Genomic DNA, 22,373 nt, shown 5'->3' with positions numbered 1-22,373 from the left:
TGGAGGCTAAGGAGTTATAAACACACAACAAAGTAAAGAGTATTATGGGCGAATTGAAAAGACTTGAGACTGAGCGTCACGACTTTGTCAAAGCGCTGCACAACATTTACAACAACGAGCATATACGTCCCCAACAGGCTGAGGCACGCAAATTGGCCGACTTTATAGCAAGCGCAATCGAAACCGACAACTCGCTGCTACGCAACGAATTTGGACATAACCGCATCATACTCGCCCTGCAAGCCATCAGTTTGGCTGGACAGGAGATTGGCTTGCGTGGCCATTCGCTCACAGCCTACTTGCTGCGCGCAGTTATACGCAAGCCAGAACAATGTGCACTCGTAGAGCGCTACTTTGGCCAGGACGTGGCCAACACGCTGCAAGGTTTTCTGCGTGTTGAAGCCATCGAGGTTAAAACCGAAGCCATGCGCACCGACAACTTCCGCAACCTGCTCATTTCACAAGCTGGCGACATGCGCATCATTCTCATGCTCATTGCCGACAGTGTAAACTTGATGCGTCAGATCAAGGACGTTGAAAACATTGAAGCCCAAAGACGTGTCAGCACCGAGGCGGCATGGCTCTACGCACCTCTGGCCCATAAGCTGGGACTTTACAAGCTAAAGAGTGAACTTGAGGACCTCAGCCTCAAATACCTGGAGCACGATGCCTACTATATGATTAAGGAGAACCTTAATGCTACAAAGCGTGCCCGCGATGCTTATATCGAAAACTTTATTGCTCCTATCCGCAAAATGCTTGATGCCGAGGGACTGCGTTACCACATGAAGGGGCGCACAAAGAGTATACACTCCATTTGGCAGAAGATGAAGAAGCAGCAATGCGGCTTTAATGGGGTGTACGACTTGTTTGCCATACGCATCATTCTCGACTCTCCGCTCGAGAAGGAGAAGGAACAGTGCTGGAAAGTGTTCTCTCTCATAACCAACAAATACGAAAGCAATCTGAAACGCTTGCGCGACTGGCTCACTGTGCCCAAGAGCAACGGCTACGAGAGTTTGCACATCACCGTCAAAGGCCCCGAGGACAAATGGGTCGAAGTGCAGATACGCACCGAGCGCATGGACGAAATCGCCGAACATGGCTTGGCAGCTCACTGGCGCTATAAAGGCGTCAAAAGCAGCGGTGGTGGTGTGGACTCCTGGTTGGCCGACATTCGCTCAGCACTCGAAACTGGCAACGAGGGGTTGCTCACACAAAGTTTGAGTTCTGACCTCAAGGAACAAGATGTGTACGTGTTTTCGCCCAAAGGCGACTTATACCGTCTGCCACCACACTCTACCGTACTCGACTTTGCATATACCATACACACGGGGGTTGGAAATCGCTGTGTGGGCGGGCGCATCGACGGCAAAAACTTCCCGATACGCCAACAACTCGAAAGCGGACAGACTGTCGAAATTCTTACCTCGAACAACCAAAAGCCCAAAAGCGAGTGGATAAACATTGCGCAATCGAACCATGCGCGCTCAAAAATACGTGCCGCAGTGCGCGAACTCACAGCGGGCGAGATAGCACTTGGGAAAGAGACGCTTGAGCGTAAAATGAAGAACCGCAAGCTGGAGTGGGACGAGGCTCTTATCAACCAACTTATAAAGAAATTAGGATATAAGGAAAGCTTTGACTTTTTCAGAGCCATTGGCGATGACAAGGTTGACATTAACCGCGTCATAGACACCTACATCGAACTGGGCAAGCGCGAACAAGGATTGGCCGAACGTGCCGCCACCCGCTCGGCTGAAGAGTTCAGCATGGACAGCGAAGTGGTGGCAAGGGCTAAAGGCGATCAGGACGAACTCGTTATCGGGCGCGACCTCAAAGGCCTCGACTACCAACTGGCACGCTGCTGCAACCCTGTGTATGGTGACGATATATTTGGCTTTGTAACCGTCAATGGCGGTATCAAAATCCACCGCACGAGCTGCCCCAACGCCCCAGCATTGCGCCAACGATTTGGCTACCGCGTTGTCAAGGCTCGTTGGGCCGGCAAGGGACAAGGCTCCTACCCCATCACACTACACATTGTGGGACAAGACGACCTCGGCATTGTCAACAACATAACCTCTATCATATCAAAAGAGGAACATATCATGCTGCGCAGCATCAACATCGACTCTAACGATGGTCTGTTCTCGGGCATACTTACCATCTTGGTCGACGACACACAACGCCTTACGGGGCTCATAAAAAAGCTGCGCACCGTCAAGGGGGTCAAGGCCGTAAGCCGCAGTTAACAAAACACCCTATCAAAAGAAATGGCGTCAGCACTTTATAAAAAAGCAAACATGGCCACATGGCAAGCAGCAAGACTACTGCTTGTCATGTGGCTTTCTGCTTCTTCGCCATTCGTTGTTCACGCACAAACTGCTACCCCACACCCCGAACGTCTGATATTCCATTTTGCCGACAGTATCAATGCCCTGCTCGGCAACACTGCACATGGCCACAATATTGACGAATGCACCACCACATTATACCTAAAACACAATATGTTCACCAAGCGCCGTGGCCCTATTGTGCGCTATATACCCAACATGCCGCGCCTCGAACGCGGCATGCACCACTACCAGACTGAGGTACAAATGCGAATACAGTTTCACCCACATGGCAAAACTGACTGCAAAATCGTAGCGTGTAACTCAAACGCACCTTATTTACAGCCCGAACGTTTTGGCTCTTGGGGGCGGTTTAGTTTCCAAATATATCAGCCCAAACTGTTCATCGACCGTTTGCTCAATCCCTTCAGCCGCCGCAACAGCATTTACTACAAATATACGGTGCGGCAAACCATGCCAACCCATGACGCGAAACCCACAACCATGCGTGTGGACATTCGGCCACGTTTCAACAACGACCAGTTGGCCAAGGGATATGCCGACATCAATATGCTCACTGGCGCCGTAGTACATTTTGAGTTATCCTTTCACCACCAACTGCAAAACATCACAGTTAACGCCCAAATTGGTCAAGAAGGTTACCAGCAACTCGTGCCGACAACCATGCGCACCACATCAGATTTCAAGTTATTCGGGAACCGAGTTTATGAAATCTGCGACATCTACCCCACATACAATTTCAAATGCCCCACAGCCACACTGCATAACAAAAAGCGCCAGTACGACCTTACACAACAATGCGTATTACGCATCGACACCACCCACGTCAAATTGTCCGCCGCCTACTTTGACACAATACGGCCCGTTGCACTACATGATGATGCTGAACTTATCATAGCCCAAATCATGCTGCAACAGGCCAAGACAGACTTGTCCGATCCCATCTCACAACAAAAAGACAGCACCATTCACACAACAGACAAACACGCCATTATCAACGAACAGGCAAAAGACATACTGCTTTCATCGCACAAATTCAATATCACCAACAATGGTAATGCCAAATTGGAGCTGCCACCAATCATCACGCCATCGATGATTCAATGGAGCGGCAACAAAGGACTTTCATTGCGCACACGCCTGCGTTTCAACTTTAACAAACAACACAATTATTCCGACTACAAAATAGAGATTTCGCCGAGTGTTGGCTACAGTTTCAAACAGAAACAAATATATTGGAGCACACCTTTGCTATGGTATTGTGCACCCGCCATCAACGGCAAACTACATTTCGAGGCGGGAGGCGGCGCACGCAATTATAACAACAAACAAGCCGAAGAGCTACGCCACAAATTACAAGGATACGAACATTACGACTCGCTACAGAACGTCATCGACAACTATGGCTTTCACGACTACCGCGACACGCACCTGCAAACAGACTTTTCACTTTCGCCTATGCCTGGCATCGTGCTCACTTCTGGCTTTCGTTACCACCGCCGTACATTGGTTGAGTGGAATGATTTGGCAAAATCAGCCGGATTGGCACACTATTTATCGGCCATTGGTCCACGCATACAAATAGAATGGACACCCGCACAGTACTACTACCGACAGGGTAAAAGGCGCATTCCGCTCTACTCGCGCTACCCCACGTTCATCTTCTGTTACGAGCGCGGCTACGATCTGGAACATGGCGACACACATTTTGAGCGTATTGAGGGCGATGTACGCTTTCGCATAGCCCTTTACGCCATGCGCACCCTTTATGTCCGGGCGGGAGGTGGCTTTTTCACACAGCGTGGCAAGGACTGCTTTCTTGATTACGACTTTTTCCGCTTCAACTACATGCCCCAAGAGTGGAGCGACGAACTCAGCGGAGAATTCCAGCTACTCAGTTCGCGATGGTACAATGAGTCACGCTACTATGCACACATCACCACGTCGTACGAAAGTCCCATGCTCTTCCTTTCACGCATTTCGCTATTATCGCGCATCATACAAAAGGAACGGCTTTATTTCAACGTATTGAGTGTGCGCTCGCTCGGCATCTACACCGAACTTGGTTACGGCATCAGCACCCATCTGTTTGATGCAGGATTGTTTACTGGCATATCGCGACACAACACCATCAAGTTTGGCTGCAAAATTGCCTTTCATCTTTTTGAAAACTGATTTAGCCTGCCCCACCTCTTCTGATTAAGCAATAAACTTCAAACAAGTTTGACTTTATTCGCTCAGCTTGCACTATCTTTGGATAAGATAGGCGGCGCCTCGGAATAAACTTCAAACAAGTTTGACTTTATTCGCTCAGCTTGCACTATCTTTGGATAAGATAGGCGGCGCCTCGGAATAAACTTCAAACAAGTTTGACTTTATTCGCTCGGCTTGCACTATCTTTGGATAAGATAGGCGGCGCCTCGGAATAAACTTCAAACAAGTTTGACTTTATTCGCTCAGCTTGCACTATCTTTGCACGATGATTAACGAACAATACCCCTCAAAACTATTGGAGCACGCTGTGCAGGAACTTACCAAGCTACCTGGCGTGGGACGCAAAACAGCCCTAAGATTTGCCTTGCACCTGCTTGCACAAGACAAAGAAGCAGTACATGCATTCAGCAACAGCCTCACCACACTATGCGATGACGTAAAACACTGCAAAGTTTGCCACAACATATCAGACACCGAAATTTGCGACATTTGCGCCAATCCGCAGCGCGACCGTTCTACCATTTGCGTAGTCGAGAACATTCACAGTGTTATGAGCATTGAAAACACTGGGCAATATCATGGACTGTACCACGTGCTGGGCGGAGTCATTTCGCCAATGGACGGCGTAGGCCCCTCTGATTTGGAATTGGAATCACTGTTCGAACGCGTAAAAGCTGGCAATGTAAACGAAATCATACTGGCCTTGAACCCCACCATGGAAGGCGATACCACCAACTTTTACATTTCGCGACGTTTGGCCGACAGTAACGTCAAACTCTCTGTACTTGCGCGCGGCGTAAGCATTGGCGACGACCTCGAATACACCGACGAAGTGACTCTCGGACGCTCCATCTTGGCACGCACGCCCCTTAAATAAGCAAACTTATTTTGTAGACCTACCTAACCATTACACCACATATTAAAATGACAAACGAACACACAACCAACAACAATAAAACAGACCTCACCCTTGCGCGCGCCATATACATAGGCGTATGGGCCGCAACCATTGTCATAGCCATTCTCTACGAATGCCACTTCCTGACCGAAGGATACATCAAGGCTGATGCCGAAACAGAATATGCACTGAACATGCTTTGCGTCTTATTCACACTCGGCGGCACCTGGGGGAGCCTCAAACTCTTTGCCACCAAACACGTGCGCACAGCACTTCACGACCAACCATCAAAACTGCCACAATGGAATATGTTGCGTACCGGCATTTTAGCATGCTGCATATTCATCAACCTCATTGTCTATTATGGACTAATGAGTGGCACCTCGGCACTTTTCTGCCTGCTCATTTCACTCACAGGCTTCGTATTCTGCTGGCCGAAACAAGGCGAAACGGACTAAACAAGCAGGTATTCACAAATCCATATCAACCAAATTCGAACACCTACTTACCACATAAAAGCAAAAGCCATGTACCTACGCCCATTAGAGCCCGAAGACCTTGAGCTGCTCTACACCATAGAGAATGACCCAAGCCTGTGGGACACCTCCAACACCGATGCGCCATACTCACGCTTTGCACTGAAAAATTACATCGCATCATCAGCAAGTATACACGAATGCGGTCAGCTACGCCAAATTATCGACCTCGCCAACAGCAGCAACGAACCAACGCAACCCGTTGGCATGATTGACCTCACAAACTATTCGGCACTCAACGCACGTGCCGAAGTGGGTATCACACTGCTTAAAGCGCATCGGGGCAAAGGACTGGGCAGCCAGGCACTGCAACTGCTCGAAATGTTTGCCGTACAACGCCTGCGCATACACACCCTCTACGCAAGCATCTCACCCAACAACAAAGCGTCACTCAATCTCTTCATTGGCAACGGGTACAAACAGGTGGCCACTCTCCCCGAATGGCAATATTCACAAGGCAAATACCACGATATGGCACTATTCATGAAGTTTTTTTGAAAAAAACTCGGAGAAAGTTTGGTACTTCACAAAAATGTTGTACCTTTGCACTCGCAATCGAGAACGAAAGCAACCAATCAAGAATGGTGTGTTAGTTCAGCTGGTTAGAATACATGCCTGTCACGCATGGGGTCACGGGTTCGAGTCTCGTACACACCGCAACATTCAAACATTGGTACCCTGACCGAGTGGCTAGGTAGCGGTCTGCAAAACCGTGTACAGCAGTTCGAATCTGCTGGGTACCTCAACAGAGAGCAAGCAATTACATTGTTTGCTCTCTTTCGTTTTATATAGCGTCACCACCCCAAAGCACACAGCAAACCGAAGACACAAAAGCAACCTGCAAGCACAAAAGAGAGCGGCTTTGCCAATCACCATCATTACGTGATTGTCAAAGCCGCTCTTCGCTTCTAATCAAGTTACGCACGTCGCCTTAAGGATTATTACTCTGAACTGCCATACGCAGCTGTGCTTGTTGCAAATAAGCCCTCACAAAGGGGTCTGACAGAAAATGAACTGGAGCACCCTCCACTATGCGCTGAATTTGTTCAGTCATGACAGGAGTTGGAAACTGGCTGCATAATAATCTGAAAAAGCCCGGACCAAGTACATTGTTATAGTTGTCTTTTACAAACTGCGTTTCGAGTTCCTCAGTGCGCTTGGCCAGTTGTTTTGTTTTCTTGCCCACACGGCGCTGAATTTCCACTGGCGAGTAACCTTCACGCATCAAGCGCATTGTGGTTTGTTGCACCTCCCACATCTCGTTGTCCAAACGGTTGCGCTTTTTGAAAAAGGCATAAAGCTTATCATTTAGCGGTCCACCTGTCACACGCTGGGTAACATTATCCACCTGGATGCTCAATTTACCATTCTCAAGCACAAGGGGCATCACACACTGGTTGCCTGTGTAAAGCATGGCCATTCTAGCAGAATCGACATCGCCCTCAAAGTTAAAACGCCCATGTACCACCTTGCACGAGTCAAGGCACACAGACACAATCTGTGTCACATTGCGGTGAACCGGCTCATCAGCCGACGACGACACACGCAAATAAAGCATACGTCCATCAAGACAAGCTATGTTCGAATTGCCCGCTATGTTGTATTGCTCTGCACACGAAGTTAACATGAGCAATGAGGATAATATAAGTAAAAGTTTATCCATAAGCCTCTGGTAATAAGCTGTGTAATGTACATCATGACGTGTCTGGCGCCAAACAAGCCGCCAGACCAAGATACCCGACGGCGCCCCAACCAAAGTTGCAGTACGCCTCATGCACCTTTTCTTAATACAAAGATATAATCAAAAATCCATTATGTGACAGCACAACATAGAAACTCAATACACCATAAATTTTTTTTGAGAATTGAATATACGAGTGTAAACAAAACGGACATCTTTTTCACACTTCAGGATAGTTTTTAAGTCTAACATAGCAAGGGGTGCCCCCCCACTGAATACATCTTTCGCCACATCAGAAAAGCGAGTGTTCGATATTATCCCCACATAGTAAATATGAGAATAATTACGAACACCCACTTAAAAACTAACGTTTGCCTGTAAGCCATGATGCCCCAATAGGGCACCCGCCCACTTCATATCAAAAAAACAAGGCTACAATAATATATCCCCTCTATCGAGAGCGTGGGGCAAATATTTCAAAAAAACACAAATCTATCACAAAAAACACATTTTTTGTGGCGCGGTATCACATAAAGCACGACCTTTGCAAATAGAGAATGAATTACGCGTTGGCATAAAAGTTGACGCGTAAACTTATTTACAAACCCTAAAGGGCGGTTCTAAAAATTCTGATTTAGAGTTCTCCTATTCTGAAATGTGATTTATTCTCTCTCGAAAGCGTCTTTTCGTAAGCAAGCTCAGTCACATAGCCCGCTATGCTCCTTCGCTTGCTTGCAAAAATACGCTTCCGATAGAGAACAAATCCCTATTTCAGAATTATTAGAACCGCCCTTAAAAACAAAAGCCCTATGAAACACCTGCTGCCCGAATTACCGTATGCGCTGGACGCTCTGGCACCAGCCATGAGCGCTGACACGCTGAATTACCACTATGGCAAACATCTGCAAACTTATCTCGACAATGTCAACCGCATGATTGAAGGCACGCCTTTTGCCGACATGAAACTGAAGGACATGATTACAAAAGCCCAAGGTGCGCTTTATAACAATGCCGCACAGGCTTTCAATCACATCATTTTCTTCAAGCAACTCACCCCCACCCCAACAACCATCAGCCCTTTGCTTACACAGGCGCTTGTTGCGCGATTTGGTAGCGTAGACGCATTCAAATCCGAATTCTCAAACGCCGCAGCCACGCTCTTTGGTTCTGGTTGGGTATGGCTGGCACTCGATGCCAACAATGTGCTGCAAATTGTGCCAGAGCCAAATGCAGGCAATCCCATTACCCGCAACATGAGACCTCTCATGTGTATCGACGTGTGGGAACACGCCTATTACCTTGATTATCAGAACAGACGAGGCGATTATATCAAAAACTTCTGGAATCTTGTCAACTGGGACTATATCGAAAAGAGAATGCAAGATAAAAACTACCAGCTTTATTACTAACCAGTTATTCAAACATAGTTTATATCACCATGTCCAACATCAGTCGATATGCCTTGGTGCAATGTTTGTCACATAAGTTCAGGTTTCGTCGCTCACGTAGCCGCAATCTTCAACCTAAACTTCAGGAACAAACACTGCACCAAGGCATATCGACTATTTTGAGGTACCAACTTATATTTACACACTTATGTCAAGAGGCCAATGCGCCCCGCCCAATCACAGCAGATTTCAAAATCTGCAACTAATGATGAAAGCAAGACTAATGGTGCTTACACATATCCACAACACAACACCTTGAATCATAGGTTTCAATCCAACCTTTCTTAAAGTATTGATAGTAAGAGAGGCACCTATAAAGAACATGGAAAGCGTAATCATGTGTTTTGCCAAATCAGCAACCATGCGACTGAAATTTCCTCCAATATTTGCTACCTCCTCTCCCAAAAGAGAGGAATTACTCAATACATAGGTATTGAACAAAATCGCAAGCAAAAACCATACAATAAAGGTCGGAATATTCCTGTACCATGCTTTGCCCCTCACATTGTTTGCAAAGTGACTTTTCATGAAAAAGGGCGTCAGCAACACCAAAACAACAATCCACAAGGCACGGGTCAACTTGATAGTTGTAGCCAACTCCAACGCGCTGACGCCTTGTGACGAAACAAGTTCCGGGTGCAGTTGGTCATAAGCAGCACCAGCGCCGACAACAGACGATGTGTCATGTATGGCTATGGCTGCCCACATTCCAAATTGTTTCATGCTCATGCCCAAAGCTGAACCTATGCTGGGGAACAGAAACAAAGCCAGGGCATTAAGCACAAACACCACTGCCAATGCCACAGAAAGATTTTCTGATTTCGCATTCAGCGCAGAACCGACCGCAGCAATGGCTGAACCGCCACATATCGCTGTGCCAGAACTCAGCAAATAACTCGTTTCCGAGTCCACACCGAGGAGTTTCCGGCCAATAACCCACCCAAGACCCAACGTGGCAAACACGCTGACTACTGTCAACAACATGCCTTCCCAACCAGAAGCCAGGGCTTTTTCAATATTCATTCCGAAACCAAGGGCTACAACTGAATACTGCAACATTTTCTTCGACATCAGCTTGTTGAATTTAGAATAAACTTCACCCATCAACATGGCAAAAACAATTCCAACAGCCAACACGAATGGTGATGAAACTTTCTTCAATACACTACTCAAACAACCGGCATCTACATTGAAGGTGTCAACAATAAAGCTCAGAAACAGGAAGGCTGACAGCACAACGACAATGAAGATATAGCTCAATTTTTTCAATTTCATGACTTGACGCTTAAATATTATTTGCTGCAAAAATACCACTTTCTTATAAGGTACAAATGACATGGAAGCATTATTCAGGAAAATAGCATCTAAGGCAAAGTCAACTAACGAGTGCAATATTGTGCACAAAGTGTTTGACGAATTCACCCCTTGGTGTTGAGGAATCTACTGTATCAATGCGCTATATTTTATAAAGTGTCATTTTGTCTACACTCTGCACTCTACACACCTAAGCTCATGATTATCAGGATTTTGCGAAGTGTAGACAACACGCTAAATTACCTACACTCATGTCTGCACTCGTCACTTTGTCTACACACCCACACACACTGGTTCAAACAGTCACGCCAGCTGCATGGCCTGGCATAGGGGGAGAAGATTTTCTTTCAGAGCAACAGAAATGTCTCCCCCTCATAAGCGTACAACGCCATTGGCTGAACCCATTTGTTAGCATGTCTATGCCGACAAATACGTCGAAAAGTAGATGGGGGCAGGCACTTGTGCAGATAAGTGTAGATGCGTGCAGACGAGTGCAGACAAAGTGTAGATGAGTGTAGACAAGGTGTAGATGAGTGCAGACAAAGTGCAGATGAGTGTAGACAAAGTGCAGATAAGTGCAGATAGTATCTACGCTCCATAAATCACTGATAATCAATCTATTAACTACAAAAAGTGTAGAGTGTAGACAATTTGCACAATTATATTTAGAGTTATTGCCGATGAAACGTAAACATGCGAACAGACTCAAACACTAATGGGGGCGACGCGTCTCGCGTTCATCGGGATAGAGAAAGGGGAGGGAAATACGACCCCCACTAAACAATAGCTGCATCTTTTCCAAAGGAACGAGGCTGCCGAAAAAATCCCGACGCGAGACGCGTCACCCCCATTAGAGGTAGCGTTTGGTGTATGTTTTGCACACCCCAACCTTACAGGGCGCGACTGCTCCAACACGTACTTGATAACCCGTTAGCTAAGAATTTTGCCAACAGATATCATATACGATCGAGTACCAACTTGATGAGTGTGTCAATACTGTTCTTATAATTAGGATTGGCACGATGCGCCACACGATTGGCTATCACCATGCAGCAAGTAAGTGCCTTATGCCCCATCAAGAGCGACAGACCGGCAACGGCACTGCTCTCCATCTCAAAATTGGTGATGCGCTTGCCCTCATACTCAAATGCCTCAATCTTGTTGTTTTGCTCAGGGTCGGCCAATGGCAAACGCACCTGGCGCCCCTGTGGCCCGAAAAATCCGCCACAGGCGATGGTGATGCCGCGCACCATGTCGTCGGCCGCTATACGGTTGAGCAACTCCTCATTGGCATGCACGGCATAAGGATGGGCTATACACTGGGTGCCATGCCAATTCATGTGTTTAAGAAATGCAGCTTCGAGCGGGAGGTCTGCCACCTCATTACGACCCGCATAAAAGTTGAGCAAACCATCAAACCCTATACTGATTTCGCTGGCAATGAAAGTACCCTCGGGCGTGTTGGGTTGCAAACCGCCACAAGTGCCAATGCGCACCAACTCAAGTTGGCGCAAGTTATCGTTTATGGTGCGTGTGGCAAAATCGATGTTTGCCAAGGCATCGAGTTCATTCACTACAATGTCTATATTGTCACACCCTATCCCTGTTGACACCACCGTGATGCGCTTTCCATGATAGGTGCCCGTTATGGTACGAAATTCGCGGTTTGACACATCACACTCTTTCGTGTCAAAATGTGAAGCCACAAGCGGCACACGCCCAGGGTCGCCCACAAGAATTACCTTGTCGGCCAACTGCTCGGGTTTAACGTGCAAATGAAAGATACTGCCATCGGAATTTATAATCAACTCCGAGGGCGCAATAGGTGTTTTAGTCATGATATCGTCATTTTCGCGAGAGCACACAGCCCTCTGGTCTTTATTGTAGTTCAGCCTTGCGCATATTCTTTTCCAACGTGTGCAGCTGCACCTTCAGCGCAGGCAATTCCTTATTTATTTGCAATAGCTGGTTGGTCACCGACTCAGTGCGCCCCCCAGCAGCCACTTGCTGCTGCAAGCGGTCATACATCTGCTGCAAGCGCTCTATTTCATCGCTTGTGCGGTCGGCTTGTTCGGCTATGCGTCGTGCCGCCTCGCTGCGAAACTGCGACAACCGTGTATACACCATTTTGTCATTTATCACATAGAGGCGTGCCTTTTCGCCTTGTTCTGTGACATTAGCTGACTTCAGGGCAGCAAGACGCGCCTGAGCTTGTTTTACCACCTCAGCGTCAGTTTGCGTGTCGGCAATGGCGTGCAGTTGGGCCGCATGGAGCACCTGGCTGCGGTTGGCATCACTCATTTCGTACACCTCGCGTGTGGCATTAGGCACAAACACGTAAACACAAGCGCTGTCGGCCTCTTGATGACGGTCAGTCACCAACCACCCCAAATTGTTTTGCTCGTCAATGGCCAACATATAGTCATTGGCAGGCGAATTGAAAGGCATACCCATATTTTCGGCTTTCAAGAACTGCTTGGTGTCGGCATTGTAACGCGTTACAAATATATCGTAGCCACCTAAAGAGCCCTCGCCTTGTGCCGCATAATAAAGTGTCACACCATCAGGCATCAAGAAGGGGAAGTCCTGACAAGTGGCACCGTCTTGCATGCCCTCAAGCGGCACTGCCCTGCCCCAACCATTGCCCGAGCGATAAGCCTCGTGCAGCAACACATTGTCGTGCGCACTGTCGGCGGCAGCAAACACTATGCGGTCTTTCAACTCGTTGATATAGCCCGTTGTGCCCAATTCGGCAGGTTGCACACGCAAGTTTGACGCCTCGGTTTTCATTTTTACTATTTGTCCGGCTCCTCGTGACAAGCGCAAAGAGGCAAGCACCTGCTGCCGTCCTACCTTGAAACTGTCAACAAAGACCACGCGCTCTGTACCGCGCAACATGTCTGCCCCCATATTAGCACGTTGCAAGTCGGCCTCCAAACGCTCTGTTGAACGGCCTGCTGCACGGGCTGCATCAATCTCGCGCTGCAGCACACGGGCGGCATCACTAAAGCGATAATTCTGTATCAGTTGTTCAGCCGACTGCTTGGGCACTGCCGCCGCATTTGTCTTTTTTTTCTGTGCCAATACAGGCGAACTCAAGCCAAATGCCAACAAGCATACGGCACATATCAATCGTTTCATTGTGGTTTGCATCAGTTTAATATATGGTGTATAAGTTGGTGTTCAGTATTATTCCATAACGCGTTGACAGAATGTCTCCATGCTACAAGCGCGTTTCCGGGCGCATTTATAACCTTTTGTTTTCAGTCACATCGCCCGCTTGGCAAGGCTCTTTTGATGCTTTGCAAGTTCAAATGTACGATTTTCTTTTATATGTAAAGGCGCGAATGCTATCTTTTATGTAATTTTGCATTCAAATGAGGAGCTAAGCAGGCGTTCTAAATCAATTAAGTTGATATGTATTGAACGCTGAGTCTAATTCAGAAATTCAAGCTTGAAGAACGAACGTGGCAGACTACGCGAATGATGAAACTTGAACGCATGCAACCAAGCAATATGCCAAGACATATCAGCTAATGCGTGATGCGAATGCCTACTTATATCCATAAAACAACAATAACCGTGAAACTGCGAAGACTCTATTACATACTCACGCTCTGCGTGTGCATCGGCATTGCCGCCCCCCGACAAGCTATGGCACAACAGCGCACCGAAAAGATTGAGAAATACACTGTACAACCAGGCGAGACTATATTGGGCATAGCCCATCGCCATGGCACTACGCTCGACCATCTACTCAGTCTTAATCCGGGCGTACAGCCCGACTATGTGCAGTCGGGTCAAGTAATTAACGTGCCTTACGTGCCAGGCGGTGCAGAACCTGCTCCCACCCCGGCACAACGCGCTGCCGCAGCCAAGCAGAAAGAGGCTGCCCTGAAGCAACAAGAGCAACAGCCTGTCAACCCCTCGAAGGTGACATACACCACCGTGGGGGCCAACAAGCCTCAACCGAAAATAACCTATAAGGAGTACAAGGTAAAGAAGAAAGACACTGCCTACGGCATAGCCAAGGCCAACGGCATTACCGTTGACGAACTGATTGAGGCCAACCCCATTCTGAAGCAAGACGGGGGACTCAAGAAAGGCGTCACACTGCGCATTCCCGTCAAAGTTTACCCTCCCAAACCCAAGTATACCGGACTTGCCACAATCCGCGTGGCCGTTATTCTGCCCATGTTGGGCAATGGGGTTGAAAATGTGCGCAGCGTTGAGTTTTATCGCGGTCTGCTCATGGGAGTTGACGAACTCAAGAAGGCGGGCACGAATGTGGTCATAAACGTCTACAACGAACCCGCCCCCGATGCGAGCATTGCGCAGCAAATGGTGCAAGTCATGTTGCAGTCGCCCGACGTAATAGTAGGCCCATTGTACCCCACCCACTTTACCGATGTAACAGCTGTGTCGTCAAAGCACACAAAAGTGGCGGTTCCATTCTCGTCGAAGGTGCCACAGGTTGACTATCGCCCCGAAGTGTTTGTGGTGAACACGCCCGCATCTTACGAGACATCGCTGGCCATTGACTTGTTCATGACAAACTTCAAAAAGCAGACACACGTTATCATGCTGCACAGCGGCAATGGCAGCAAAAAGAATTTCAGCGAATCATTGCAGCGCCGGTTGGGCAGCGCCGGTTATGATGTGATTAGTTTGGCATCAAGCTCTACGGCCCAACAAATAAACGTGGCACTTTTAGGCAAGAAACGCGGCGAATACATCATCGTGCCCGATGATGCCAGCGAGGCCACCATGAAGCAGATGCTGGCCAAGACAACCGAACTGCAAAAGATGCTGCCCGAATCCTCTATCTCGCTTTTGGGTTTTGACACTTGGCTGCCAAGCACAGAGGGCACCGACCGCAATTTGATACATGCCGCCGACACCTACATACTGACGTCTAATTATTATTATCCCTACACCGCAGCAGCCAAAGCTTTCCGCGCCAATTACGAGACATGGTTTAAGAGCGACTTTGTAAAGTGCACTCCGCGCATGGCGCCATTGGGCTATGATTTTGCCCGTGGATTTCTTGGCGGCATGGCCACATACGGCTACGACTTCAACACACAATCACCGCAAGAAGGCAGCGTGGCAGCACAACCCAAACTGCAATCTGAGCCTCGATTTATAACCGTGGGCGGCAATGGTGGCTACGTGAGCCGCAGCATGTGGTTGGTACGTTTCAAGAAGGATATGAGCATTGTGAAAATAGCTGCCCAATGATACGCCGAACTATGATACTCCACACACTTGACATTAAACGCACTTTGATGTGGCTGCTACTGTGTTTGGTGCCAGCCTTGGCCCAAGCCCAAATTGGCGAAGCCCGTCACAACATCTGTATTGGCGTATCGGGTGGTATGACGATGAACCGCATCGGATTTGACCCTACTATTAAGCAAAGCTGGCACTACGGCCCCACATTTGGTGTGGTGGCGCGCTTCACGAGCGAACGCTATTTCAAGGCTTTTTGTGCTTTGCAACTTGAATTGAACTATGCCACGCTCGGCTGGCGAGAGAATGTGCTCGACGCCCAGTCACAACCATTGCCCGACACCTATCAACGCGACTTACATTACATTCAGCTGCCCGTTTTAGCACGCTTGGCATGGGGACGCGAAAAGCGCGGCTTGATGGGATATGTACTGGCCGGGCCTCAAGTGGGCTACTGCTTTAAGGAGCACACAAAAAGCAGCGCTTTCACACTCGACAGCGAGGGCAATCCCAACAGGCCGAACGGCATGTTTGCTCAATATGGCATGCCCATACAAAAGAAGTTTGACTACGGCATCACAGCTGGCGCTGGCATGGAACTGACCACAAACATAGGGCACTTCCTGATAGAAGGACGTTACTACTATGGTTTGTCTGACATATACAAAAACTCGAAGAAGGACGTGTTCAGCCGTTCAAACAATGGCGCTATCGTGGCCAAGGTTACTTACCTGTTCGACGTTAAGAAATAAGTGCACGCAACAAGCGCGCTTTCAATGCAAATAACGTGCAAGCTTAACGCAACAATGTTTACCCAAATTGCCGAGGTGCTGCCACTTTAACTAAAAAGACACTGGCTGAATAACTATTTTGAATACTCACTAAGTAATTAAACATACACAATATAATGGAATTAGCAAAGACGTACAATCCCGAAGAGGTTGAAGGCAAATGGTACCAATATTGGACAGACAACCATCTTTTCTCTTCAAAGCCTGACGGCCGCAAGCCCTATACAGTAGTTATCCCTCCCCCCAATGTGACAGGTGTGCTGCACATGGGCCACATGCTCAACGAAACCATTCAAGACATCTTGGTGCGCCACGCACGCATGGAGGGCAAAAATGCCTGTTGGGTGCCTGGCACCGACCATGCTTCAATCGCTACCGAAGCCAAGGTGGTAAATCGCCTGGCTGAGCAGGGCATCAAAAAGACTGATTTGACCCGCGAGGAATTTTTGAAACACGCTTGGGACTGGACCGAGGAACATGGAGGCATCATCTTGAAGCAGTTGCGCCGCGTGGGTGCATCATGCGACTGGGATCGTACTGCATTTACTATGGACGAAGAACGCTCGAAGAGCGTCATTCACGTGTTTGTTGACCTCTATCGCAAGGGGCTCATCTACCGTGGCGTGCGCATGGTCAACTGGGATCCTAAGGCCAAGACAGCACTTTCGGACGAGGAAGTGGTGTATAAAGAGGAGCACACCAAGCTCTACTACATGAAGTACTATGTGAGCGAGGACGATGGCACTGGTGCCACTGGCGAAGAGGGTGAAATCATTCATCAAGACGCCAAAGGCCGCTATGCTGTGGTTGCCACCACACGCCCCGAAACGATTATGGGCGATGTGGCCATGTGCATTAACCCTAACGACCCGAAGAACCACTGGCTCCGAGGCAAGAAGGTTATTGTACCACTCGTTGGCCGCGTTATTCCTGTTATTGAGGACGAATACGTTGACATTGAGTTCGGTACGGGTTGTTTGAAGGTGACTCCGGCCCACGATGTGAACGACTATATGTTGGGCGAGAAGTATAATCTGCAGGCTATCGACATCTTTAACGATGACGCCACCATATCTGAAGCCGCTGGCATGTACGTAGGACAAGAGCGCTTTGCCGTACGCAAGCAAATTGCCATCGACCTGCAAGAGGCTGGATTGATGGAGAAGATTGAGGACTACGACAACAAGATAGGTTGCTCTGAACGTACTGGTGTGCCCATTGAGCCAAAATTGTCGATGCAGTGGTTCTTGAAAATGCAGCACTTTGCCGACTTGGCCCTGCCGCCCGTAATGAACGATGAAATCAAGTTCTACCCTACCAAGTATAAGAACACTTATCGCCACTGGCTCGAAAACATCAAGGACTGGTGTATCTCACGCCAACTGTGGTGGGGACACCGCATTCCGGCTTACTATTTGCCCGAAGGTGGCTATGTAGTGGCCGAAACCATTGACGAGGCTGTAAAACTGGCTCAGGAGAAGAGCGGAAATGCCAACCTTACTGCAGCAGACTTGCGACAGGACGAAGATGCACTCGACACGTGGTTCTCTTCATGGCTTTGGCCTATTTCACTCTTCGATGGTATCATGAATCCCGACAATGAAGAGTTCAACTACTACTACCCCACGAGCGACCTTGTAACTGGTCCGGACATCATTTTCTTCTGGGTGGCACGTATGATTATGGCTGGCTATGAGTTTACGGGCAAAATGCCGTTTAAGAATGTATACTTTACCGGTATCGTTCGCGACAAGTTGGGCCGTAAAATGTCAAAATCGCTTGGCAACTCACCCGACCCGCTCGACCTCATCGACCGCTTTGGTGCCGATGGCGTACGCATGGGCATGATGCTTGCCGCACCTGCTGGCAACGACATCCTGTTTGACGAAGCGCTTTGCGAACAAGGTCGTAACTTCTGCAACAAAATATGGAATGCCTTCCGCTTGGTACAGGGTTGGCAAGTTGACGACAACGCCGCACAACCCGAAACGGCACGCTTGGCTGTGGAATGGTTCGATGCCAAACTGCGTCAGAGCGCAGCCGAAATTGCTGACCTCTACTCAAAGTACCGCTTGAGCGAGGCCTTGATGGAGGTGTACCACCTCTTCTGGGACGAATTCTCAAGTTGGTTCCTCGAAATGGTTAAACCGGCCTATGGTTCGCCCATTGACAAGGCTACATATCAGTCTGTGCTTGGTGCATTCGATCATTTGCTGCACCTGCTCCACCCCTTCATGCCATTCATTACCGAAGAATTGTGGCAGCACCTCACTGAGCGTAAAGCCGGCGAGAGCATCATGGTAAGTCCGCAGACCATTGCAGCACCGGCCGAAGGCGACAACGCTATCTTGGCCAACGTTGAAATTGTTAAGAATGTAGTGGCTGGCGTACGCGCCATTCGCAACACTAAGAATATCTCTCCGCGCGAGACACTCGACCTGCAGGTTATTGGCACCGACCCCGTGCCGGCCTACGATTGCATTATCGTGAAAATGGCCAACGTTGGCAGTGTAACAGCTACCGAAAACAAGGGCGAAGGCGTTAGCTCATTCATGGTGGGCACCACCGAATACGCTGTACCCCTCGGCGGCTTGATTGACGTTGAGGCTGAACTGGCTAAGGCTGAAGCTGAGCTGAAGCACCTCGAAGGTTTCTTGAACGGTGTGAAAAAGAAATTGCAAAATGAGCGCTTTGTCAACAACGCACCCGCAGCTGTGGTTGAATTGGAGCGTAAGAAGCAAAGTGACGCTGAAAGCAAAATTGCCACACTGAAGGAGACTATTGCCTCGCTCAAGAAGTAAAATGTATCTTGCCACACAAAGGCAAGTCTTTTAACGAAGTCATTACTCTGTAAATGTGCAAATGAATATGTGCTGTGAACTATAAGTATTTGTAGTTCCTTGCATATGTCATTTGCACATTATCACGTTTGCAGGTTACGACTCTTGACTTTACACTCAGATAAATAGAAGATGAGACACGCCATTGTCATCACAATCCTTTCATTACTGGCAGGTACCGCACAAGCACAGACTGACCCTTTGCGAAGTACCGTGCATAACTACATACGCAACTATCAATTGGCCGGCTACCAACCCCGCGATGCCATGTCGCTCGACTCTGTGCGCGCCGACGACCAGCAACACGAGGTGCGTATATATGCCAACGAACCTTTCTGTTCGCAACCCTTCACGCCCGAAAGTGTGAAGCGCATTTATGCCGACATACAACGCCGCCTGCCTGCGCCATACAACACCTACCACCTTGCTATATTCAACAAGAAGGGTATGCTCATTGAGGACCTCATACCTAACATTTACCGCACCTCGGGACAAGACAAATCACGTGTGTGGGGCAAAACGGATTATGCCGGACTGCCATGGGTTGAGAATACTTCAAAGCCCTACAAAGTGACCGCCGGACTGCAAAGGCGACACTTGTTTATATGGCCGAGCCACGGACGGTATTATAAAAACGGCGGCTGGCAATGGCAACGCCCCTACTTGTTCTGTACAACCGAGGATTTGTTTACCCAGTCGTTTGTGTACCCGTTCTTGTTCCCGATGCTCGAAAATGCGGGTGCCATAGTTGATTGTCCGCGTGAGCGTGACTATCAGACGCACGAAGTGGTGATAGATAACGACACACAGGCCAACGGACAAGGCTTCTATGCAGAAGTGACGCAACAAGACGCAACCTGGACATCGTCAGCCGACTCTACGGGATTTGCGGTTCCAAGGTATTTGCTCAATGATGACAGCCGTCCATTTGCCAGCGGCACATACCGCATGGCTCCGGCAGTAAGCAGAAGAGCAAAATTGGCCACTGCATCATGGACACCTAACATACCCGAGAGCGGACGCTATGCGGTGTATGTAAGTTATGCCTCGCGCCCTAATTCTGTGCCTGACGCACACTATACAGTGCTGCACAAAGGTGGACGCACAACCTTCGTGGTGAACCAACAAATGGGAGGTGGCACCTGGCTTTACCTTGGCACATTTGAGTTTGACAAGGGGAGTAACATGGAAGGACGTGTTGTGCTTAGCAATCAGAGTGACTTTAGAGGTATTGTAACAGCCGACGGTGTACGGTTTGGCGGTGGCGTAGGACAAACAGAACGCGGCACGGCTGCCACATCGGGCCTGCCACGCTACCTTGAAGCAGCACGTTATTATGCACAATGGGCCGGTATTCCTGATACCTTGGTGAACACTGAGAATGGGGCCAACGACTATAACGACGACTTGCGCGTGCGAAGCAATATGCTCAACTATTTAAGCCGTGGCAGCGTGTTTAATCCTGGACGCGATGGGCAGCATGTTCCGTTTGAACTGGCGTTGGCCCTACACAGCGATGCCGGAGCAAGGACGGACGGGAGCATCTATGGCGCACTGTCAATCTCGACCACCCAAGACGGCAATGGCAGCATGAGCTACCCCACGGGACTTTCGCGACAGGCGTCGTCTGATTTTGCGCAAATGCTGTTGACTGGCCTCACCGACGATTTGAGCCGGTCATTCTGTACCAATTGGACTCGACGCGAACATTGGGACCGTAATTATGCTGAGACACGTATGCCTGACGTACCATCTGCCATACTTGAAATGATGTCGCATCAAAACTTTGCCGACATGAAGTTTGGTCACGACCCGTTGTTCAAATTTACATTGGCGCGCTCTGTATACAAAAGTATACTGCGCTTTGTCAATTTTGAGCATGGCATCAAGGACTATGCCGTACAACCTTTGCCGCCACATGCCTTTGCCGCTACCTTTACGGCCGATGGCAAGAGCGTGCGACTTACGTGGCAAGCTACGCGCGACACGCTGGAAACGACTGCAGCGCCGAACGGTTTTGTGCTCTACACACGTGTGGGTGACGAGGATTTTGACAATGGTTTGGCTCTTGGCAATGTCAACGAATACACCTTGCCCATATCGCCAGGCCGCATGTATGCCTTCAAAATAGCAGCCACCAACGCTGGCGGACAGAGTTTCCCGTCTGAAGTGCTTACCATCTACAAAAGTACCAACGAACAGGCTCCACAGGTGTTGCTGGTCAACGGCTTTACACGTGTCAGCGGTCCGGCATGGGTTGAAACGCCCGATTCGCTTGGTTTCCGCCTCGACATCGACCCTGGTGTACCCTATCTGTCAACCACAGCCTTTAGTGGCGAACAGCGAGTGTTTAACCGCGAAGCTATTGGTCATGAAGGTAGCACCGGGCTTGGCCATTCGGGACACGAATTAGTGGGTCACGAAATGGCGGGCAACACTTTCGATTTTACCATTTGTCATGGCAAGTCTATTGCTGCCACCGACCAATACTCATTCACCTCGGTAAGCCGCGAAGCCTTTCAAAGTGCCACGCTTAACTTGAACAATTATGCAGCCATCGACTTCATAGCAGGTTTGCAAGGCAATATGCCACAGAACCTGCGCCCCTACCCCGTGTTCAATTCTGGCATACGCAACAAGTTGTCACAATACTTGCAAAGCGGTGGTGCGCTTATGTTGAGCGGAAGTTTCATCGCTTCTGACAACATTGAGAATGACGACGAACGCAACTTTATTGAGAATGTGCTCAAATACAAACATGATGGTACGGCACGTAACGACTCTACAAGCTATATAAATGGTCTGAACCTGCAATTTGACATTCAGCGCAAGCCATCTGCCCGACATTATGGGGCCATTGCGCCCGATGCCCTGCTGCCTGCAAATAACAAGGCTTTCACAGCCTTTGCCTATGGCGGCGGACAGAGTGCGGGGGTGGCTTATAAAGGTAAAAACTACCGCACACTCTGCATGGGATTTCCGTTTGAATGTATCAGCAGTGAAAAGGTGCGCAATCAGGCCATGAGGGCTATTCTCACATTTTTAACGAAGAACTGATAGAA

The 22,373-nt window shown here is 48.8% G+C and carries 14 protein-coding genes and 2 tRNA genes; 12 read left to right on the top strand and 4 right to left on the bottom strand.

Going from position 1 to position 22,373, the window contains the following annotated elements; translation table 11 throughout:
- Window positions 1-44: 44 nt before the first annotated feature.
- From BQ5453_RS10050 to BQ5453_RS14345, 7 genes are all read left to right on the top strand, one after another.
- Window positions 45-2,255, top strand: coding sequence for a RelA/SpoT family protein (locus tag BQ5453_RS10050; RefSeq protein WP_071123118.1), 2,211 nt, complete (start codon window positions 45-47; stop codon window positions 2,253-2,255).
- Between the two features lie 21 nt (window positions 2,256-2,276).
- Window positions 2,277-4,532: a DUF5686 family protein gene (locus BQ5453_RS10045; protein WP_071123117.1), complete on the top strand. Its 2,256-nt coding sequence runs from the start codon at window positions 2,277-2,279 to the stop codon at window positions 4,530-4,532.
- A 307-nt stretch (window positions 4,533-4,839) separates the two neighbouring features.
- Complete coding sequence (recR, locus tag BQ5453_RS10040; protein ID WP_202614973.1) at window positions 4,840-5,448, top strand: recombination mediator RecR; 609 nt, start codon at window positions 4,840-4,842, stop codon at window positions 5,446-5,448.
- A gap of 47 nt (window positions 5,449-5,495) precedes the next feature.
- Complete coding sequence (locus BQ5453_RS10035) at window positions 5,496-5,927, top strand: hypothetical protein (protein WP_071123116.1); 432 nt, start codon at window positions 5,496-5,498, stop codon at window positions 5,925-5,927.
- Window positions 5,928-5,996: 69 nt separating this feature from the next.
- Entirely contained in the window at window positions 5,997-6,503 is a 507-nt protein-coding gene (locus BQ5453_RS10030) for a GNAT family N-acetyltransferase (protein WP_071123115.1), read from the top strand.
- Between the two features lie 85 nt (window positions 6,504-6,588).
- Window positions 6,589-6,662: transfer RNA gene (locus BQ5453_RS10025), tRNA-Asp, on the top strand.
- 15 nt (window positions 6,663-6,677) lie between these two features.
- Window positions 6,678-6,748: transfer RNA gene (locus tag BQ5453_RS14345), tRNA-Cys, on the top strand.
- A gap of 188 nt (window positions 6,749-6,936) precedes the next feature.
- Here BQ5453_RS14345 and BQ5453_RS10020 read toward each other — a convergent pair.
- A complete protein-coding gene (locus BQ5453_RS10020; protein ID WP_071123114.1) occupies window positions 6,937-7,668 on the bottom strand; it encodes a DUF4369 domain-containing protein in 732 nt (243 codons plus the stop codon).
- An 827-nt stretch (window positions 7,669-8,495) separates the two neighbouring features.
- Here BQ5453_RS10020 and BQ5453_RS10015 point away from each other — a divergent pair.
- Window positions 8,496-9,095, top strand: coding sequence for a superoxide dismutase (locus BQ5453_RS10015; RefSeq protein ID WP_071123113.1), 600 nt, complete (start codon window positions 8,496-8,498; stop codon window positions 9,093-9,095).
- Between the two features lie 228 nt (window positions 9,096-9,323).
- Here the strand turns inward: BQ5453_RS10015 and BQ5453_RS10010 are convergent, their stop codons facing one another.
- The 3 genes from BQ5453_RS10010 to BQ5453_RS10000 all read right to left on the bottom strand — a co-directional run bounded on the left by BQ5453_RS10010 (window position 9,324) and on the right by BQ5453_RS10000 (window position 13,589).
- Entirely contained in the window at window positions 9,324-10,409 is a 1,086-nt protein-coding gene (locus tag BQ5453_RS10010; protein WP_071123617.1) for a YeiH family protein, read from the bottom strand.
- A gap of 995 nt (window positions 10,410-11,404) precedes the next feature.
- Complete coding sequence (locus tag BQ5453_RS10005) at window positions 11,405-12,286, bottom strand: nucleoside phosphorylase (RefSeq protein ID WP_071123112.1); 882 nt, start codon at window positions 12,284-12,286, stop codon at window positions 11,405-11,407.
- Window positions 12,287-12,326: 40 nt separating this feature from the next.
- Window positions 12,327-13,589 (bottom strand): hypothetical protein, encoded by a 1,263-nt coding sequence (locus BQ5453_RS10000; RefSeq protein ID WP_143033370.1) that lies wholly within the window; start codon window positions 13,587-13,589, stop codon window positions 12,327-12,329.
- 441 nt (window positions 13,590-14,030) lie between these two features.
- Here BQ5453_RS10000 and BQ5453_RS09995 point away from each other — a divergent pair, with 441 nt between their 5' ends.
- The 4 genes from BQ5453_RS09995 (at window position 14,031) to BQ5453_RS09980 (ending at window position 22,368) form a co-directional block, all read left to right on the top strand.
- Complete coding sequence (locus BQ5453_RS09995; protein ID WP_161942413.1) at window positions 14,031-15,689, top strand: amino acid ABC transporter substrate-binding protein; 1,659 nt, start codon at window positions 14,031-14,033, stop codon at window positions 15,687-15,689.
- An 11-nt stretch (window positions 15,690-15,700) separates the two neighbouring features.
- Window positions 15,701-16,432, top strand: coding sequence for a porin family protein (locus tag BQ5453_RS09990; protein WP_337814013.1), 732 nt, complete (start codon window positions 15,701-15,703; stop codon window positions 16,430-16,432).
- Between the two features lie 155 nt (window positions 16,433-16,587).
- The gene (locus tag BQ5453_RS09985) at window positions 16,588-19,272 is read left to right on the top strand and encodes a valine--tRNA ligase (protein ID WP_071123109.1); all 2,685 of its coding nucleotides are present in this window, start codon (window positions 16,588-16,590) and stop codon (window positions 19,270-19,272) included.
- 171 nt (window positions 19,273-19,443) lie between these two features.
- Window positions 19,444-22,368, top strand: coding sequence for a golvesin C-terminal-like domain-containing protein (locus BQ5453_RS09980; protein WP_071123108.1), 2,925 nt, complete (start codon window positions 19,444-19,446; stop codon window positions 22,366-22,368).
- Window positions 22,369-22,373: the final 5 nt, after the last annotated feature.

Source organism: Prevotellamassilia timonensis (assembly GCF_900106785.1).
GTDB classification, from domain to species: Bacteria; Bacteroidota; Bacteroidia; order Bacteroidales; family Bacteroidaceae; genus Alloprevotella; species Alloprevotella timonensis.
This window is presented reverse-complemented; position numbering and strand designations above follow the sequence as displayed.

Coding starts and splice junctions, on each gene's coding strand:
- BQ5453_RS10050 (WP_071123118.1), top strand. CDS start 45: ATGGGCGAATTGAAAAGACTTGAGACTGAGCGTCACGACTTTGTCAAA.
- BQ5453_RS10045 (WP_071123117.1), top strand. CDS start 2,277: ATGGCGTCAGCACTTTATAAAAAAGCAAACATGGCCACATGGCAAGCA.
- BQ5453_RS10035 (WP_071123116.1), top strand. CDS start 5,496: ATGACAAACGAACACACAACCAACAACAATAAAACAGACCTCACCCTT.
- BQ5453_RS10030 (WP_071123115.1), top strand. CDS start 5,997: ATGTACCTACGCCCATTAGAGCCCGAAGACCTTGAGCTGCTCTACACC.
- BQ5453_RS10020 (WP_071123114.1), bottom strand. CDS start 7,668: ATGGATAAACTTTTACTTATATTATCCTCATTGCTCATGTTAACTTCG.
- BQ5453_RS10015 (WP_071123113.1), top strand. CDS start 8,496: ATGAAACACCTGCTGCCCGAATTACCGTATGCGCTGGACGCTCTGGCA.
- BQ5453_RS10010 (WP_071123617.1), bottom strand. CDS start 10,409: ATGAAATTGAAAAAATTGAGCTATATCTTCATTGTCGTTGTGCTGTCA.
- BQ5453_RS10005 (WP_071123112.1), bottom strand. CDS start 12,286: ATGACTAAAACACCTATTGCGCCCTCGGAGTTGATTATAAATTCCGAT.
- BQ5453_RS10000 (WP_143033370.1), bottom strand. CDS start 13,589: ATGAAACGATTGATATGTGCCGTATGCTTGTTGGCATTTGGCTTGAGT.
- BQ5453_RS09990 (WP_337814013.1), top strand. CDS start 15,701: ATGATACTCCACACACTTGACATTAAACGCACTTTGATGTGGCTGCTA.
- BQ5453_RS09985 (WP_071123109.1), top strand. CDS start 16,588: ATGGAATTAGCAAAGACGTACAATCCCGAAGAGGTTGAAGGCAAATGG.
- BQ5453_RS09980 (WP_071123108.1), top strand. CDS start 19,444: ATGAGACACGCCATTGTCATCACAATCCTTTCATTACTGGCAGGTACC.